Source organism: Actinocorallia aurea (assembly GCF_054783995.1).
Genome location: NZ_BAAGPQ010000002.1, coordinates 870,679 through 888,341, shown reverse-complemented (window position 1 = coordinate 888,341; position 17,663 = coordinate 870,679). Strand labels below are relative to the sequence as shown.

Annotated in this window: 13 protein-coding genes; 6 read left to right on the top strand and 7 right to left on the bottom strand. The window is 72.0% G+C overall.

The genetic code is table 11. From position 1 onward, the window contains the following. Positions 1-38: 38 nt before the first annotated feature. Entirely contained in the window at positions 39-542 is a 504-nt protein-coding gene (greA, locus tag ACYVOM_RS04285) for a transcription elongation factor GreA (RefSeq protein ID WP_460301880.1), read from the bottom strand. 136 nt (positions 543-678) lie between these two features. Continuing rightward, positions 679-1,050, bottom strand: coding sequence for a DUF4307 domain-containing protein (locus tag ACYVOM_RS04280; protein WP_460301879.1), 372 nt, complete (start codon positions 1,048-1,050; stop codon positions 679-681). Between the two features lie 130 nt (positions 1,051-1,180). Here ACYVOM_RS04280 and mca point away from each other — a divergent pair, with 130 nt between their 5' ends. The 3 genes from mca to ACYVOM_RS04265 all read left to right on the top strand — a co-directional run bounded on the left by mca (position 1,181) and on the right by ACYVOM_RS04265 (position 3,169). Next, the gene (gene mca / locus ACYVOM_RS04275; RefSeq protein WP_460301878.1) at positions 1,181-2,062 is read left to right on the top strand and encodes a mycothiol conjugate amidase Mca; all 882 of its coding nucleotides are present in this window, start codon (positions 1,181-1,183) and stop codon (positions 2,060-2,062) included. Continuing rightward, positions 2,062-2,277, top strand: a complete 216-nt coding sequence (locus ACYVOM_RS04270) for a hypothetical protein (RefSeq protein WP_460301877.1) — start codon at positions 2,062-2,064, stop codon at positions 2,275-2,277. Before mca ends, ACYVOM_RS04270 begins: the two co-directional genes overlap by 1 nt. A 64-nt stretch (positions 2,278-2,341) precedes the next feature. Beyond that, the gene (locus ACYVOM_RS04265; protein ID WP_460301876.1) at positions 2,342-3,169 is read left to right on the top strand and encodes a glycoside hydrolase family 16 protein; all 828 of its coding nucleotides are present in this window, start codon (positions 2,342-2,344) and stop codon (positions 3,167-3,169) included. A gap of 13 nt (positions 3,170-3,182) precedes the next feature. On the opposite strand, the gene ACYVOM_RS04260 is transcribed toward ACYVOM_RS04265, so the two are convergent. From ACYVOM_RS04260 to ACYVOM_RS04250, 3 genes are all read right to left on the bottom strand, one after another. Beyond that, positions 3,183-5,168: a pentapeptide repeat-containing protein gene (locus ACYVOM_RS04260; RefSeq protein WP_460301875.1), complete on the bottom strand. Its 1,986-nt coding sequence runs from the start codon at positions 5,166-5,168 to the stop codon at positions 3,183-3,185. A gap of 35 nt (positions 5,169-5,203) precedes the next feature. After that, positions 5,204-6,592, bottom strand: a complete 1,389-nt coding sequence (locus ACYVOM_RS04255) for a lipase family protein (RefSeq protein ID WP_460301874.1) — start codon at positions 6,590-6,592, stop codon at positions 5,204-5,206. 62 nt (positions 6,593-6,654) lie between these two features. Next, positions 6,655-10,767: a hypothetical protein gene (locus tag ACYVOM_RS04250; RefSeq protein ID WP_460301873.1), complete on the bottom strand. Its 4,113-nt coding sequence runs from the start codon at positions 10,765-10,767 to the stop codon at positions 6,655-6,657. A gap of 470 nt (positions 10,768-11,237) precedes the next feature. Here ACYVOM_RS04250 and ACYVOM_RS04245 point away from each other — a divergent pair, with 470 nt between their 5' ends. The 3 genes from ACYVOM_RS04245 to ACYVOM_RS04235 all read left to right on the top strand — a co-directional run bounded on the left by ACYVOM_RS04245 (position 11,238) and on the right by ACYVOM_RS04235 (position 15,592). Continuing rightward, the gene (locus ACYVOM_RS04245; protein ID WP_460301872.1) at positions 11,238-12,227 is read left to right on the top strand and encodes a hypothetical protein; all 990 of its coding nucleotides are present in this window, start codon (positions 11,238-11,240) and stop codon (positions 12,225-12,227) included. Positions 12,228-12,289: 62 nt separating this feature from the next. Next, a complete protein-coding gene (locus tag ACYVOM_RS04240) occupies positions 12,290-14,254 on the top strand; it encodes a thioredoxin domain-containing protein (protein ID WP_460301871.1) in 1,965 nt (654 codons plus the stop codon). Between the two features lie 168 nt (positions 14,255-14,422). Further along, complete coding sequence (locus tag ACYVOM_RS04235; RefSeq protein ID WP_460301870.1) at positions 14,423-15,592, top strand: C40 family peptidase; 1,170 nt, start codon at positions 14,423-14,425, stop codon at positions 15,590-15,592. Here the strand turns inward: ACYVOM_RS04235 and ACYVOM_RS04230 are convergent. Both ACYVOM_RS04230 and ACYVOM_RS04225 read right to left on the bottom strand, forming a co-directional pair. Beyond that, a complete protein-coding gene (locus ACYVOM_RS04230; RefSeq protein WP_460301869.1) occupies positions 15,558-16,196 on the bottom strand; it encodes a TetR family transcriptional regulator in 639 nt (212 codons plus the stop codon). The two genes, ACYVOM_RS04235 and ACYVOM_RS04230, sit on opposite strands and share 35 nt — an antisense overlap. Next, a complete protein-coding gene (locus ACYVOM_RS04225) occupies positions 16,174-17,598 on the bottom strand; it encodes an MFS transporter (RefSeq protein ID WP_460301868.1) in 1,425 nt (474 codons plus the stop codon). Before ACYVOM_RS04225 ends, ACYVOM_RS04230 begins: the two co-directional genes overlap by 23 nt. Positions 17,599-17,663 lie beyond the last annotated feature (65 nt).

The window sequence follows — 17,663 nt, the reverse complement described above, 5'->3', positions numbered from 1 at the left end:
GGGGCGCCGCCCGGGAGGCGGCGCGGACCGTTCCGGAATCAGACCCCGGCGTAGGGGACGGCGTCGATGATCTCGACGGTCATCGCGCGGCCGTTGGGCATCGTGTACGACGCCTTCTGGCCGACCTTCTTGCCGTTGATCGCCGCGCCCAGCGGCGACTTGGGGGAGTAGACGTCTATCGGGGCGCCCTGCTCCTCGCGGGAGGCGAGCAGGAAGGTGACCTCCTCGTCGTCGCCCTCGAACAGGACGGTCACGGTCATGCCCGGGCTGACCTCGCCGTCGGCGCTGACCGGAGCCTCGCCCACGCGGGCGTTGTCGAGGATCTGGCGGAGCTGGAGGATGCGGCCCTCCATCTTGCCCTGCTCCTCCTTGGCCGCGTGGTACCCGCCGTTCTCCTTGAGGTCGCCCTCTTCACGGGCGGCCTCGATCTTCGCGGCGATCTCCTTGCGGCCAGGACCCGAGAGGTAGTCGAACTCGCCCTTAAGGCGGTCGTACGCCTCCTGGGTGAGCCAGGTGACGTTATCTGAACGGGTCTCGGTCACGGGTACTCCTCTTGCACGCGATGTGGCCGGGGTGTCTCGGACCCCTGTTCGGGAACCGTACGGAAACCTCAAGCCTATCCGGTCGATGAGGGTAAAGGTTCCCACCGGTTGCGATCTGCAACCTGCCAATCAACGGTCAGGAGGGGTTGCAGTCGAAGACATTGGCGGTGTGGGCCAGGTCCGTCGTCTTCAGCACGATGAGCTGCGTCGAGGAGGTCTTGCCCTTGGCGGCGGTGATCTGCTCGGAGCCGACGACCAGGCCGTCCTCGCGCTGCGCGCGCGCTGTGCACGTCACGGTCGTGTCGGCGGGCTTGAGGATCTGCACGGTCAGCCTCGTGGACCCGGCGTCCTTGACGCTGTAGGAGATGGTCTTGGCGGAGATGCCCCTGATGCCGTCGGCGCCGTCGCCCGCGTTCATCATGATGATCCCGAAGCCGCCGGCGCAGGCGGCGCAGACCAGGCCGATCACGCCGTAGCCGACGATGGTGCGGGCGGAGCGTTCGGCCATGGGAATCCTCGCGGTTCTGTCTGCGTTGTTTGCAACAATCTTTAACAGCGCGCTTGGCGCCGGTGCCGTGGGAGCCGCGAGGCTCTGACCGGCGGTACCACCATCTCACCAAGGATAGGGAGAGCCTTCAGTGGCCGAGACCTTGCGGCTCATGGCCGTGCACGCCCACCCCGACGACGAGTCGAGCAAGGGCGCCGCGACGATGGCCCGTTACGTGGCCGACGGCGTGGAGGTGCTCGTGGTCACCTGTACCGGTGGCGAGCGCGGCGACATCCTCAACCCGGCGATGGATCGCCCCGAGGTCCTCGCGAACCTCCCCGCGGTGCGGCAGGCCGAGATGGAGGCCGCCCGCGAGATCCTGGGCGTTCGCCAGGAATGGCTGGGTTTCGTCGACTCAGGTCTGCCCGAAGGCGACCCGCTGCCTCCGCTGCCCGAGGGCTGCTTCGCCCTCGTGCCCCTGGAGCAGGCGACGGCCCCGCTGGTGGAGCAGATCCGCACGTTCCGGCCGCACGTGATCCTCACCTACGACGAGAACGGCGGCTACCCGCACCCGGACCACATCAAGACCTACGAGATCTCCGCCGAGGCCTTCGACGCCGCGGGTGACCCAGACAGATACCCCGAAGCGGGCGATCCCTGGCAGCCGCTGAAGATGTATTACTTCGTCACGTTCCACCGCGACCGCTTCCTCGCGATGCACGAGGTCCTGCTCGCGCACGGCAAGGAGTCCCCGTACATGGACTGGCTGGCCGAGCGCTCCCCGAGCGGCGAAGGCCCCCGCTGGCCGGTGACGACGCGCGTCCCGTGCGGCGACTTCTTCGAGGTCAGGGACGCCGCCCTGATCGCCCACGCCACCCAGATCGACCCGAACGGCTTCTGGTTCGCCTGCCCGCCCGACCTCCAGCGCGAGGCATGGCCGACCGAGGATTACCATCTGGCCAGGTCCTTGGTGGACACCGAGCTGCCGGAGGACGACCTGTTCGCCGGAATCCGGGAGAAAGTGGGCACGTGATGATCTTGGCCGAGACGTTCGAGCTGACCAACGAGTCGGTCTCGCCGGGTCTGGTCGGCAGCCTCGTGTTCGCGGTGCTGATCCTCGTGACCGTGCTGCTCATCCGCTCCATGAACCGCCGGATGCGCAACATCGACCACCTTCCCCGCGCCGAGGACCTCGCCCAGGCCGAATGGGAGGCCGCCGAGGCTGAAAAGGCCTCCCACGAGGGGTAAAGGATCGGGCTCTGCCCGGTAGGTCGCGTTGCGGCGCGACGGGGAGTCGGTTGCATGGCTAGTCATGAAGCCGCTCGCAACGATCGCCGGTATCGCGCTGCTGCTCGCCGCCGTCGGGTGCAAGCCCGTGATGGAGAACGCGGCCAACGTCGAGACGAAGCCCGGGCGGGCCGCCGGCCGTCCGGGCGCCGGCGCCGCCCACCAGCGCAAGGAGCCCCCGCTCGCCCAGTCCTACCCGGTTCCGCGCGCCTGGGGCCGGCCGGCCTTCACCGAGACCTTCTCCGGCGGCCGCGTCGACCCGCGCCGGTGGGCCGTCTACGACTCGCCGACGGGGGAGAACCCGCGGACCCGTAAGGCCGTCCGCGTCTCGGGCGGCGAGCTCCGCCTGACGGGCGGCAGGTACGACGGCAAGATCCTGTCCGGAGGCATCGCCTCCAAGAAGGCCTTCACCTACGGCCGCTTCGAGGTCCGCATGCGCGCCGAGGCCGGCGCGGGCTTCTCCCCGGTCCTGCTCCTGTGGCCGACGAAGCAGGGCGCCCCCGAATGGGCCGAGATCAACTTCGCCGAGATGCCCGACCCGACCCGCCTGTCCACGGGCCTCTTCGTCCACAAGGGCAACCCAGAGAAGGTCGCGAGCCGCCGGCTCTACCGCGACTTCACCGAATGGCACACCTTCACCCTCGAATGGCTCCCCACCCGCATCACCTACTCCATCGACGGCCGCCGCGCCTGGAACTACACCGGCCCCCTGATCCCCCAGAAGGCCGACATGCACCTGGCCCTCCAGAACGACGTCATCTGCTACTCCAAGGTCCAATGCCGCTCCCGCACCACCCCCGCCCGCGTCACCATGCGCATCGACTGGGCGAGAGCCTGGCAGGTCCCCGCCTGAGCCCCGGGCGCCGCTATCGCTTCAGGCGGCCGCGGACGGCGAGGACGGCGAGTGCGAGCAGGGCCGGCTCGACGAGGCGGGAGCCCATCTCGACGTAGGTCCCCGCGGTCGTCAGATCCTGCCCGGACGCTCGGAAGACCACCGAGTTGACGATCACCCGCAGCGACTTCTCGAAGCGCTCCGAAGTCAGACGCCGCGTCCAGGGGCCGTGGGGGTTGACGGGATCCGGCTTGCCTGTGGTCATCGTGATCACGCCGCCGACGATCGTTCCGTGGCTCACCTGCTTCGGATCGTCCTGGGGGAGGCCCCAGACCATGATCGCCAGCAGTGTGGCCGTCATGGTGAGGAGCAGCCATCCGAGCGCGCGGGCGGCCCGCAGGCCGTATCCGGACAGCGCCCAGTACAGCGTCAGGAGCGTCCGCTCACCGCCCGGCGTGCCCCGGTCGTGCCTGCGCATCTCCATCTCGCCGTAGTAGAAGTCGGCGGCCCCCGGCTCGTTCTTCCCGTCCTCCAGAGACTTGCGCAGCCGCCGGTAGACCGGGGCCAGGACCGCCGGGTCCGGGACGTCGGCCCCCTCCGGCGCGGAGGTCCACCCGTCTCCGGAGCGCCGGGTCGCCCGCCAGCGGTGCTCCTCGGCGAGGGTCCGGCGGCGGGTCCAGCGCGTCGGCAGCCTGCCGTTGCGGCGCAGCCCCGACGGTGACGACGGGAGGACGCACCGGCCTTCGAGCCGAAGCTGGTCGAGATGCACGGCCTCGGCGAACAGGCAGGAGGTCAGGTCCACGTCCGCCAGGACCAGGTGTGCGGCGTCCACACCGCGCAGGGACGTGACGCGGACGGGCGCGTCGCCGGACCCCGCCCGTTCGGCGGCGGTCCGGTGCTCTTCGGCGAAGGGCCGGGAGCGGCCCGCGATCGTCACCGGGAACTCCAGCACGGCGTCGCTGAAATCGACCTCGGCGCCGCGGAGCCGGAGCGCGGCGGCCGATGCCCAGCGCGTCCGCAGGCAGTCGAGCGACCGCGCCTCGGCCTCGATCGTCACCGCGGCCTGGAAGACGGCGTCGGACAGGTCCAGCGCCCCCGCGAACACCAGCGGGCCCAGCCGTGCCGTGCGCTGGAAGACAGCCTTGCGGAAGATCATGTCGCCGCCGATGACGGAGCCGTCGAATCCGATGTCGCCGCCGATGCAGGCCGCACGGAAGCCCGCTCCGCGCTCGAAAGACGCCTCATCGAAGGAGACGGCGCCTTCCATCGCCGCACCGTCGAACCGGGCGTCCCGTTCGAAGACCGTTCCGTCGAACCAGGCAGGCCGGGCGAAGCGCACCCCGTCGAACCCGGCGTCGTGCCGGAACCGGGCGCCGCCGAACCATGCCTGGCCGCCGATGTCCGCCGCCGAGAACCGGGTGATGCCGCCGAAGACGACGCCGTCGCACACCACGTCTCCGGCGACGCTGATCTCCTCGAAGACCGCGTCACCGCCGATCTCCTCGACATCGAGGCGGAGCGAGCCGCCGATCACGGCGCGGGAGAACCAGACGGAGGCGGTCGGCTCGACGGCGTCCAACCGGACGTCCCCCGCGGCCCGCACCTCCCCGAAGCGGAGCTCGGAGGCGAATCTCGACCGGTGGAAGCACACCTCACCGGTGAACTCCGCCCCGCCGAAACCCGCGGGACCGGTGAACTCCACGCGGTCGAAGGCGACGTCCTCCGTGAAACCCGCCTCGTCGAACTCCACCCGGCCGAGGCGGCGCAGGCCCGTGAGCGGATCGGCGACCGCGGCGAGCAGTTCGTCGAGGAGCCGCTGCGTGAAGGGCGTGCCGCGGTGGTCCAGGTCGGCGCCTGGTGCGAGGCCGCTCAGGTGCGCGGCCCTCTCGGTGCCGCTGAGGTGCGCCAGGCACGCGCGGTACGGCTCGACCTTGCGTCCGCGGCAGCCGCCGTCGGGGATGTGCTCACACTGCGGCCAGAGGGGAGCCGCGGAAGCGGCGGCTGGGGGTTCGATGACCATGCTCCTTCGAACGGGTCCAGGGGTGCGCGGAGGGGCTAGTGGGCGTGGAGCGTGATGATCCTGCGCTCGGTGCGGCTCGGCCGTGCGGCGGTCACCTCGATGATCCACTTGCCGGGGCCGGCTTCGAGTTCCGTCTGGAACCGGCCTCCCACGTCCACGAAGACGATCGGGCGCCGGTCGCGCCGGCCCGCGCGCCACATGAACCCGCGCAGTTCCCGCTCCTTGAGGTCGAACCCCAGGACCGCGGCCTCGAAAGGCCGCCCCGCGAGGGCCTGGTCGGGCACGTGCAGGGTGATCCGCTCGTCCCCTGCGAGCATGCCGTCCGGTGGAGCTCCCTTGCGGATGGCGGCGAGCATGCCGCCGAGGGCCGCGGCGCTCGCCATGTCCTCGTTCCGGTGGTCGATCCAGATCGTCTCCGCCTCGTCCGGCGCCCACCCGGCGAGCGCGGACGTCCGGGGCACCGTGCCGTCACCGATCCCGCCCCCGACGTCCACGAACCGCGATCCGTCCGCGGAGAGCCCGATGAGCTCCACCGTCGTGTAGGCCGTGCTCGCCACCCGGTACACCCCGTAGGGAGGGCGCGGGTCCGCGTCGGCGCGCCGATGGGCCTGGCGGGCGGCGGCGAAGTCCCGGTGGAAGGCGAAGGCGTCCTCGACGGCCGCGGAGGGGAGGCCGCGGAGCGGATGGCGGCGGTCGTCGATCTTGCGCGGGCGCGTCTTGCCCTCCACCCGGACCGCCTCGTAGGTCGGCAGCATCTGCGCCAGCGAGGGAAGGCCGAGGGCGAAGTCGCGCAGCACCTCGTTGAGGACGGACGCGGTGGCGCCGAGGCCGCCGTCTTCGGCGACCGCGTGGCCGGACAGGACCCGGGCGGCCTGGACGATGCCGCTCTGCGGCGTGCCGAGGGTCACCAGGGTCCTCGTGGTCTCCCGGCCGTCCGCGCACTCGAGGTGATGCCCGGCGATCAGTCCCCCCGTCGCGTGGCAGACGAAGACGACCTTCGGCTCGTCCGGACGGTCCGGGTAGTGGGCGTCCACCCGCTCCCGCCACCGAATGAGCTCCCGCGCGACCCGGGCGCCCAGCAGGGCGGCGTTCAGTCGGTGGGATAGGCGCCAGTCATAGGGGAACGGCACATACTGCCCGTCGGCGAGGTCGCCGAGAGCCGCGCGGAGGTCGGCATACCCTCCGCAGGAGAGCAGGCCGGGCATCGTGTCCGGCTGCGCGAGCAGCCGGTCGGCCTCCAGCGCGAAGCGGGCCTCGGGCGGCTCGTCACCGAGGCCGGGGGGAAGGGCGAGCTCCGCGAGCGCGTGCGCGGACGGCCGGGGCGCGAGCAGCCTTTCGGTGCCCTCGGCCCAGAGGTCTCTGCCGTCCCTGCGCAGGCTGCTGCCGAGGAACCCGGGGACAAAGACCACAAGATCGTGCTCCATGGACACTCCGTCATCGCTCGTCGGTGCGGCGCGCCACCGCGGGGGTTTCACGGACGCGATTCTCAAGAGGGGAAGAAGGCGCGCGGCAGCCGGATCAGGTCGCAACGGCCGACGCCCTGGAGCGCCACGACGAGGCCGTCCTCCCGGTCCCGGGCCGCCGCCACGGCGCTCACCGCGTACCCGCGCGACGGGATGCGCTCCAGCCACGTGCGGGCCGTCACGTCCCACACGCGCAGCCCCTCGCGTCGCTCGCAGACCAGCAGGACGGGCCGCTCCGGCGGTCCGGCGAAGACCAGGGACACGACCTCCGTGAAGGTCCCGGGGAGCCGTCGCGGCAGGTCGTCGTCGGCACGGGTCTTCAGGTGGACGCCGCCGTCCTCCCACGCCAGCAAGGGATAGGACTCCTCGTCCTCCGGGTCGTACAGCTCACCGAGCGCGAGATGGGCCGGGCGCACGCCGGAGAGCGTGTACTCCACCTCGCCGTCCTCCCGCCACAGCCGCACCTCGTCCCCGAGATCCGCGGCGAGCCGGCGCGTCCCGTCCCGCAGGGCCAGCGCGGCGACGCCGCAGCTCCGCCCCGTCCATGTCGGCGCTCCGGCACGCCAGCCGTGCGAGGCGTCCGCGGGCATCTCCGCGTGGACGACGCGCTGGCCGTCCGCCACATGGATGCGAACCTTCACCGCGGCCGCGGCCGCGGCTGCGGCTGCGGCTGCGGCTGCGTCCACCGAGATCCCGAAGGACGGGACGTCGTCTCCCGCATCGCCTCCGAGAACGAGATCGTCTTCGGACAAGACGGATAGATCTGCCGCCAGGAGCCAGGTCCGCAGGGTGCGTCCGGCCGCCGCGGCGACGATCCACGCGCCGGTCACGGGCACCGCGGCCAGTGCGGACACCGGTCCCAGATGGGTCAGCTCCACGGCCGCGAGGTCGGCCGCCGCGCCTTCGCCGGGGCGGGACACCAGGACCCGCTCGCCCTGCGCGCGGCAGAGCAGCGGCGGTCCGTCCGTCGCCTCGGCGAGGGCGACGGCGGGCCTGTGGTTGGTCGGGCGCCGCCGGGCGCCGTGGCCGGACGCCAGCGCGAAGGCGGCGTCGAGCATGCGGATGTCGGCGCCGTCGGCCACCGCGAGCAGCCCGCGTCCGGCCGGATCGAACACCATGGCCCGGTCCCTGGGTGCGGCCATCGGGAAGGAGGCCCGCCGCCGGGGATCGGCCACCGCCCAGATCCGGACGGTCATCGCCTCGTATCCGGCGAGGAGCAGCTCCTCGCCGTGCCGGCCGAAGGCGAGTCCGCGGGCCTGCGAGCCGATCTCCGCGACCGGCCGGATCGCGGGCGGTTCATGGGGTGCCGCCGGGTCCGTCGCGCAGTGCCAGACGCGCACGTGCCGCCCGTCCGCGACCGCGATCCAGCCCTCTCGGCCCGCCCCGGGCCCGGTCCGTGGGTCGCCGACCGCCGCGGCGGCGAGAGCGGGAGCGTCGAGCGGGCCGAGATCCGTCCTGTGGGAGAAAGGTCCTTCGGGCCCCGCGGCGCCCCTGGCCATCTCCAGCAGCCCTGCCCGGCTCCCGGCGACGAGGACGAACAGGCGGGGGCCCATGCGCAAGGCGGCGACGCGCTCGACGTCCATCGGGCTGACATCGGCAAGGCGGGTCCCGTGCCTGCGCAGGTCTCCCTTCCACGACCACGTCCACATCCGCAGGCCGTCCGCCGCCAGGACCACGGTCTCCGACGCCAGCTCGGCCGCGGCCAGGGCCGTCACCGAACCGCCCCAGCGGTGGACATGGTCGGGCAGGCGCGAGCCGGAGCGCCAGAAGTACACGGCCCCGTCGTCACGCGCGATCGTGGTGCGGTGCGGTCCGGCGCCGACCTCGCACACCTCGGTGAGGGCGCTGCCGCGGTCGCCCGACGGCGCCTGAGTCCGGTGCGTCATCAGCCGCGCGCCCGACTCCGGATGCAGGACGAGGATCTCGCCGCGCCCCCCGGCGGCCAGGGTGCCCTCGTCGCGGCGCTCCGCCGGCTCGGCCCCGGGGCGCCAGCTCAGCGTCCGCGCGCCGCCCAGGGGCGCGGACCTGCGCCATTCCACCGGGGCGGGCCGCTGGTCGGTCCAGTATTCCTGCCAGGGCAGGAACCCTTCCATGCGGGCCAGCGTCCGATAGCTCGCATCTCGGTGGCTGACGAAGGCGGCGGCCCGCAGGATGGTCTTGCGGGCCGCCAGCGCATCTGCGGACAGGCGCGCCGACGGCTCCCGGAAGGACCCGCCCACCCGCCCGTACAGCGCGGCCCCGTCGCAGTCCCGGGCGAGGGAGGCCGCCAGAGGCAGCATCACGTCCGGGTTCGTCCGCAGCAGGAAGCGCGGATCCTCGAAGAGTTCGCGCAGCCGCGCGGTCCCCACCTGTGCGGCGTGGGCGCCCAGGTAGTCGAAGGTGTAGTCGTCGGCGGTCCGCCAGTCCGGCCCGGCCTGCGCCCGGAGCGCGGCGGTCACCCTGCGGTGCGCCTCCTGGGCGTCGAGCCCGGCGCCGTTGAGGAAGAACTCGCCGTAGCCGGGATGGGCGAGCTGGTAGGTGGTGAGCGCGGCCGCGCCGTCGCCCTGCGGCTCCCTGTGCGCGGCGACGATGCCACCGCCGGCACTGCGGTAAACGCTCCGCAGATCGCCCAGGCCGAGCCGGTCGGTGTCCGGGTCGCGCAGCGCGTTGGCGATCGTGAGCCACGTCCTGTGCGGGGGCAGGCCGCGGCCCTGGACCACCGCGAGCGCGCGCAGCACCTCGGCGGCCCGCCCGGCCCCGGGCTGGGCGGTGAGGTGGGCGACCTCCTCCGCGAGGAGGTCGTGCAGGTCCAGGCCGCCCGAGCCCGTTCGCTCCGCGAGCTCCGCCTCGGTGGCCACCTGGGAACGCCGGGTGAGCCCCGTGGCGGCGAGCAGGGCCACCAGGAACGAGCCGCGACCGGCGGCCGCGATGTGCGCCGCGGTCCAGGAGCGGTCCTCGCTCCGCCGCGGTCCCGCGTACGGGGAGCCCTCGGTGTCCAGTATCGACATGGCCATGCCCGCGATGCTCCGCTTCGCTTCCTCGTCGTCGCCCAGCACCACGGCGTCCGTGCTCTGGTCCAGGGTGTCGAGCAGCGACTCCCCCTCGGCGGGCGCGGTGGTGCGCCTGCGGGGCTGCTGGCGCGTGCTGACGACCACCCGGACGCCGTCGAGGTCGGACAGGGGGTTGAGCAGGAGGCGGGCGATGTCGTGCGCCTGGTCGGGAAGGGCCTCGTCGAGTCCGTCGAACAGCAGGTTCAGGGAGCCCGCCCGGGACACGAGGGCGTCGACGGCGGTGCAGCACTGCTCCGGTGAGGCGGGCCCGTCGGGTCGCGGCCGCATGCCCTCGAAGTGGGAGAGCACCCCCCAGAGCGCCGCGACCAGCGAGTGGACCGAGTGCCCCCGGCAGCTCAGGGCGGCGTGCACCGTGCCCGCCCTCGGCAGGGTGGCGGGGTCGAGGCCGGAGCCCAGCGCGTCCCGCCAGTCGGGGAGCGAGGTCAGTGCGAGGCGGCTGAGCAGAGCCGTCTTCCCCGTCCCGGCGAGTCCGCCGACCGCGAGCAGTCCCTTCGGGTGGGTGTCCATCCAGCGCACGATGCGGGACAGGGCGTCCCGCCTCCCGGAGAAGTGGAGGTCGAGATGGCTGCCCTCCTCGATGCCGAACTGCTCGGCGTCGATCCACGGCTTCCGCCCGGTCAGCACCGCGGTCGTGTAGGACGGCTTCCCGGTCTCCTGGAAGTAGGGGTTCTCAAGGAAGCCGTTGGGCAGCGAGCGGATCTCGGCTCGGCCCGGGCGCTGCGCGGGCTCGTCGAGGCCGGCGGCTGCGGCCTGGGCGTCCACGGCGTCCTGGAGGTAGGGCACCGGCAGGTACAGGGCCGAGGGGTGGAACGGCCGGGCGTGGTCCGGGGCCACGAAGTCCGGTCCGGCCAGGGCGTCCTCCAGCCAGCCGACCCAGCGGCCCTCCGGGACCTGCGCGTCGATTCCCGAGGTGCCGATGACGACGAAGCCCGCGCGGCGGCTCTCGCGGGCCCGCACCACGCTGGAGGACGCCCGCTCCAGATCGAGCGCGTGGCGCAGGGCCTCGGTGAGATTGCCGTGCGACCAGCAGGCGTCGATGATCAGGAGGGTGTCGCTCTCGCAGTCCGGATGCAGGAGACGGTCCACGAGATCACTTAGAGAAACAGAGCGTTCCGGTACAAATCGGCCCGATTCCCATGAATCAGAGCAAGCAAGGAAATATCCCTTGTTTCTCAGGCTCATGCCGTGGCCGGTCCAGTAGAGGATCCTCCGCTCGACGTCATGCGCGAGGAAATCCTCAAGGCCTTCCCACAGATGCCGACGGGTGCCGCCGCTTTCGTCGACGCGGACGCTCTCGCCGAAACCGAGCGAGGATCGCGCGACCTCGGTGAATCTGTCGCGCACATTCGCCAGGCGGGGGCGCCGGAGTGCCTGCCGCGCGTTCTCGTCCGGATGCGCGTACTCGGCGACCGCCACGGTGCCCACCAGAGAGGAACGACGCCGTTCGGACCTGATCAGTGCCGGGTAAGAGCCCACATCGCTCCGTATTATGAACGTGCCCATGCCTTGGCTTTGTCGGTTCGGGAGAGCTTACTTACTTCGGAGGGAAGTCGACTATGCCCAGAGACAGATTCACCGTGGTCGGCCGCGAGACCGTCTGCCACATCTTCGAAGGCGACGGGACCCGGCCCATCCGCGAGGAGGACGTGCGGGTGCGGTATCGGCCGGAGCAGGTGGAGTTCCCCGAGGAAATAGCGGGATGGCGGCACGTCATCGTGGAAGAGGAACGGCGCAAGGAGGCACTCGGGCTTCCGTATCGCTGGAACAACGCGCGTTTCGCGGTGGAAAGGGTCGTCGTCACCCGGACCCACCATGCGGAAGAACCCGTGGCGACCCTCACTCTGCTGGATGCCGACTACTACGACTTCCTCACCACATCGCTGAATCTGGAGCGCAAGCAGGAGAACGGCCTGACCCTGCGGGAGCAGTATCTGGAAAGCGAGGACCCGGTGCACGCGCCGGCCTGGATGAACTGCAGCTTCGGCGTCAATGTGGCACTGGAGACGGGCAGGGACGGCAAGATGCTTTTCTCGCGCCGCAGCGCCCACGTGGCGGGGCCGAACACCTCGAAGTGGAACTCCTCCGCCAATGAGGGGCTGGCGCGGCAGCACGATCTGCCCGCGGACGGCCCGATCAGCCTTCACGCGGTGGCCCGGCGGGCCTTGTACGAGGAACTCGCCGTGCACTCCACCGACGCGCTCGAACTTGAGCTGCTCGGTTTCGGCCTCGACCTCGCCAACCACCAGTGGGCAGGCTTCTTTCGCGCGGTGCTGCCGGATCTCGACCAGGCGGCCCTGGAGCTCCGCTGGGCCCGCGGGGTCACCGACAAGTGGGAGCACGACCGCTTCGCCTTCGTGGACCGCGACCCGGAGTCCGTCCTCGGCTTCATCGCCGACCAGCCCCCGGAGAGGTGGACGCCGTGCGCCCCGGCCCTCTTCTACCTCGCCCTCGTGCGAGCCGCCGTGCTCGCCGCCGACGGAGACCCGGCCGCCCGCTTCGCGGTGGAGGAAGCCGAGCAGCGCGTTCTTCAGGCCAGGATCGGGTAGCGCCCTGCCCGTACCGCGGCCCCTCGGGAGCGCCCCGCACGGCCGTGGGCGAGGATGGGGACATGGCGAACCGACTTGCAGAGGCCACGTCCCCGTACTTGCTGCAGCATGCCGACAACCCCGTGGAGTGGTTTCCGTGGGGGGAGGAGGCGTTCGCCGAGGCCAGGCGGCGGGACGTGCCCGTGATCCTGAGTGTGGGGTACGCGGCCTGCCATTGGTGTCACGTCATGGCGCACGAGAGTTTTGAGGACGTGGCGACGGCGGGGCTCATGAACGAGGGGTTCGTGAGTGTGAAGGTCGATCGTGAGGAGCGGCCTGATGTGGATGCCGTCTACATGGAGGCGGTGCAGGCGCTGACGGGGCAGGGCGGCTGGCCGATGACGGTGTTCATGACGCCGGACGGGCATCCGTTCTACTGCGGGACGTACTTCCCGCGGGAGCGGTTCCAGGGGCTGCTGCAGGCGGTTTCGGCGGCCTGGCGGGAGCAGCGGGCCGAACTCGTCGACCAGGGGCGGCAGATCGTCGACGCGCTCGGTGGGCAGGAGGGCGGCACGGTCGGGTCGGGCGCGCCGGACGACGCGGCGCTCGGCAGGGCCGTGCAGGTGCTGGCGCGCGGGTTCGACGAGAGGTTCGCCGGGTTCGGCGGGGCGCCGAAGTTCCCGCCGTCGATGGTGCTGGAGTTCCTGCTGCGGCGCGGCGACGAGGGGCGGATGGCCGCGCGGACGCTGGAGGCGATGGCCCGCGGCGGGATCTACGACCAGCTCGGCGGCGGCTTCGCCCGCTACAGCGTCGACGAGGCGTGGGTCGTGCCGCACTTCGAGAAGATGCTCTACGACAACGCGCTGCTCGCCCGCGTCTACGCGCACTGGTGGCGCAAGGACGGCGCGCCGCTGGCCCGCCGTGTCGCGCTGGAGACGTGCGACTGGATGCTGCGCGAGCTCGGCACCGCGGAAGGCGGGCTGGCCTCGGCGTTGGACGCCGACAGCGAGGGCGTCGAAGGCAAGTTCTATGTATGGACGCCCGAGCAACTCGTCGAGGTGCTCGGGGAAGAGGACGGGGCGAGGGCGGCCCGCGCGTTCAAGGTGACCGAGCGGGGCACTTTCGAGCACGGCTCGTCCACCCTCCAGTTGGAGGGCGACCTGCCGGAGGACCTGCGGGCGCGGCTGCTGGAGGCGCGCGCCGAGCGGGTCCGGCTGGCGCGCGACGACAAGGTCGTCGCCGCCTGGAACGGCCTGGCGATCGCCGCGCTCGCCGAGTGCGGGGCGCTGCTGGACCGGCCCGACCTGATCGAGGCGGCGCGGGGCGTCGCCGACCTGCTGGACCGGCTGCACACCCGCGACGGAAGGCTCCTGCGCACCTCCCGTGACGGCGTCGCAGGCGCCAACGCGGGCGTCCTGGAGGACTACGCCGACGTGGCCGAGGGCCTGCTCGCGCTGCACGCGGTCACGGGCGACGCGGAGTACGTGACGCGTGCGGGCGTGCTCCTGGACGTCGTGCTCGACAGGTTCGCCGACGGCGACGGCGGCTTCTACGACACCGCAGACGACGCCGAGGCCCTGTTCCGCCGCCCCAAGGATCCGACGGACAACGCGGTCCCGTCCGGCCAGTCGGCCGCCGCCGGCGCGCTGCTGACGTACGCGGCGCTCACCGGTTCGGTCCGGCACCGGGACGCGGCGCTCGCCGCGCTCGCGCCGACCGCCGCGCTGGCCGACCGGCACGCGAGGTTCGCGGGCTGGGGCCTCGCGGTCGCCGCTGCGGCGGTGCGCGGCCCGGTGGAGGTCGCGGTCGTCGGCGACCCGGCGGACGGGCGGACCCGCGAGCTGCACCGGACGGCGCTGATGAGCACGTCGCCGGGCGCGGTCGTCACGGTCGGCGCGCCGGGCGCCCCGCTGGACGGGCCGGTGCCGCTGCTGGGCGGCCGGGATCTGCTCGACGGCGCTCCGGCGGCTTACGTGTGCCGGGATTTCGCGTGCCGGATGCCGGTCGGGACCCCGGGTGAGCTGGCCCGACAGATCACCTCAAGCTGAACAGTGCGGACCGCCGGCCTGAACGCCGTCTGAGAATCCGCAGGGGGCCGTTGGCTCTTAGGCCTCGCTCGTTTAGTGTCGATTGCGCCGTAACGTCCGAGGGTTTCCTCTGGCGATACGGTGTTTCCGTCTTGCCTGAAGTCCAGCCCCTGCCCCTAAGGAAACAGCGTGCGCAAGCCTGGCCCCCGGGCGGCGCCGATGGTGATCGGCGTGGCCATCGCGACGACCCTCGCCGCGAACGTCGCGATGCTCGTCGAACGCGCCGTGCGCCCCGCCGCGACCCCGTCCGTCACCTCGGTCGCGCCCGGTCAGCTCGTCGCGGCCGCCGACGCGGCCGGAACCGCCCCCGTCGCACCGCTCGCCGAACGGGTCGAGCCGCAGGTCATGGTGGTCGCCAAGGGCCGCAACGCGCTCCCCGCCGAAATCGCCGCCAAGGTCGCGAAGATCAAGGGCGTCACCGGGGTCGAGACCGCCGACGGGGCACGCGCGAAGCTCGCCGGCAAGGAGGTCGGCGTTTTCGGCGTCGACCCGTCCGGCTTCCGCAACTTCACCCCCGCTCCGACGGCCGAGCACGACGGCCTGTGGCGCAACATCGCGTCCGGAGACGTCGCGGTGTCGTTCGTCCTGAACAGCGACGGAGGCGTCGAACTCGACAGCAGGGTCCCCGTCTCCGGCGCGACGGAGATCGACAGGGTCCGCGTCGGCGCGGTCGCCACGATGGGCATCGGCGACATCGACGCCGTCGTGTCCAAGGAGACGGCGAAGCGGCTCGGCATGGTCGAGGACAACGTCCTCATCGTCGCCGGAGCCGACAAGGACAGGGAGAAGATCGCCAAGGCCGTCCGCAAGCTCGTCAAGGACAAGACCGGGACGGTCCGGACGATCAACCCGTCGTTCGACTTCAAGGGCGCGGCCTCCGGCGGCGGCTACCTGTCGGCCAGGGAGATCAAGACGGCGATCGACGCGGGGATGACCAAGCTCGGCATGCCGTACGTGTGGGGCGGCGAGTCCGACGCCGAAGGCGGCTACGACTGCTCGGGCCTCTTGCAGTGGGCGTTCGCCCAGGCCGGCATCCGCCTGCCCCGGGTGGCCGCCGACCAGGCCAGGACCGGCCCGGTCGTGCCGTTCGACAAGGCCCGCGTCGGCGACCTGCTCATCTGGGCCAACGACCCGACGGCGCCCGGCCGGATCTCGCACATCGCCCTCTACCTCGGCGGCGACAAGATGCTCGTCGCCCCCCGGACGGGCGACGTGATCAAGATCCAGACCGTCTACTTCAACGGGTTCCGGGGCGCGGTGCGGATCAACCGGCAGGCGGCGGCCCAGGCCGCGGGCTGAGCGGCATCCCGGCCTCGAAGAAGTCGAACATCCGGCGCATCAGCGCCGCGATGTCGCCCTTCCCGCCGTCGCGCACCCATTCGGCAAGGACGCCCTGGACGCCGCCGAGGAGCGCTCCGATGAAGACCTCGATCTCGAAGTCCTCGGTGGAGCGCCCCGTGCGCTCGGCGAGCAGGTTGCGCAGGACGGCCGCGGTGCCGGTCGGGCTGTTGTCCCAGGACCGGGCCCGTAGCGCGGGGACGGACTGGGTGAGCTTGAGCCGGGCCAGCATCCGCTCCTTGTCCTCCGCGCCCATCCCGCTGAGGAAGTCGTCGAAGACGGTCCGCAGTCCGGTGACGGGTTCCACGTCCGGCGGGATGTCGTGGAACGCCTCGGAGATCAGCGGGTCGTACTCGTCGGTGAGGACGGTGTCCTCTTTGGTGGGGAAGTACCGGAAGAAGGTGCTCGGGGAGACCTCCGCGGCTTCCGCGATCTGCTCGACCGTCGTCGCCTCGTAGCCCTGCTCGGTGAACAGCCGCAGCGCGTGCTCCTGGATCGAGATCCGGGTCTTGAGCTTCTTGCGTTCGCGCAGCGGGAGCCGGTCAAGCGAGAAGGACTGTTCCATCGTCCGATTGTCCCGCAGAAGCCCGCCGGGCGACGGCCGCGGTGGCGGCCAGCGCGGCGAGCGCGACCGCGCAGCACGTCCACAGGACCGCGGCCATGCCGTCGAGGAAGTTCGTGGGGTCGGCGGCGATGGCCGAGGGCTCTGCGTCGCCGGAGGAGGCGGCCAGGACGCTGCCCAGGATCGCCGCGCCGAACGAGCCGCCGACCATCCGGACGGTCATGAGCAGCCCGGATCCCGCGCCGGCCCGGTCGACGTCGAGCGCCGACAGGGCGAGGTGCATCGCGGTGGGCAGGACGAGTCCGCACCCGAGGCCGAAGAGGGTGAGCCAGCCCGCGACGGGGCCGTAGGACGTGCCGGTGAACGCGCCCAAGGCCATGGACAGGGCGATGAGGGCGAGGCCGGTGATCAGGACGGCGCGCTCTCCCGCCTTCTCGACGGCTTTGGCGCCCAGCCGGGACGCGACGACGAGCCCGCCGATCAGGGGCAGCAGCCGGAGCCCGCTGCCGAGGGTGCCGGCGCCGAGGACGCCCTGGAAGTACTGCGGGACGACGAACAGGACGCCGAAGAGGAAGAACGTGAGCGCGGTCGCGGCGATCGCCCCGCCGGCGAAGGCGCGGTCGCGGAACAGCGTCAGGTCCACGAGCGGGTCGGCGGAGCGGCGGATCCGGTTCCAGAAGAGCGCGAGCGCCGCGGCCCCGGCGAGCACGGGAGCCCAGAACTGGGGCGCGCCCCAGCCGTGCACGGGCTGCTCGATGGCGCCGTAGACGAGGGCGAGGAGACCGCCGGTGGACAGCAGCACGCCCACCGCGTCCAGCGCGGGCGCGTCGGCCGAGCGGGACTCGGGGACGAGCGCGAGGACGGCCACGAGCGCGAGCGCCGCGATCGGGACGTTGATCGCGAAGATCGATCCCCACCAGAAGTGGTCGAGCAGCCAGCCGCCCAGGATGGGCCCGAGGGGCAGCCCGAGGAAGGACGCGGCGGCGTACGCGGCCTGGGCCTTCGGCCGCTCGTCGGCGGGGAACACCACGAGCAGGACGGTCAGCGAGACCGGGATGATGATCGCCGAGCCGACGCCCATGAGCGTCCGCGCCGCGATGAGCGGGCCGGTGGTCGAGGACAGGGCCGCCATCAGTGAGCCGCCGAGGAACACCGCGAGCCCCGCGGCCAGCATCTTCCTGCGGCCGTAGCGGTCGGCGGCGAGCCCGGCGGGGATGAGGAGGGTCGCCGAGACGAGCGTGTAGGAGTCGATGATCCATTGCAGGCCGCCCGTGCCCGCGCCGAGGTCGCGGGCCAGGACGGGCAGGGCGATGTTGAGGGCGGTGAGGTCGAGGGCGACGACGATCTGGGCGAGGACGAGGGCGCCGAGCACCCACCACCTGCGCTGTCCGCTGCCGACGGTCATGGAAGTCTCTCCGATCAGGAAGTCACTGTGATTTGAAAGTAGATAGATTTTGACAGTAGCTTTCA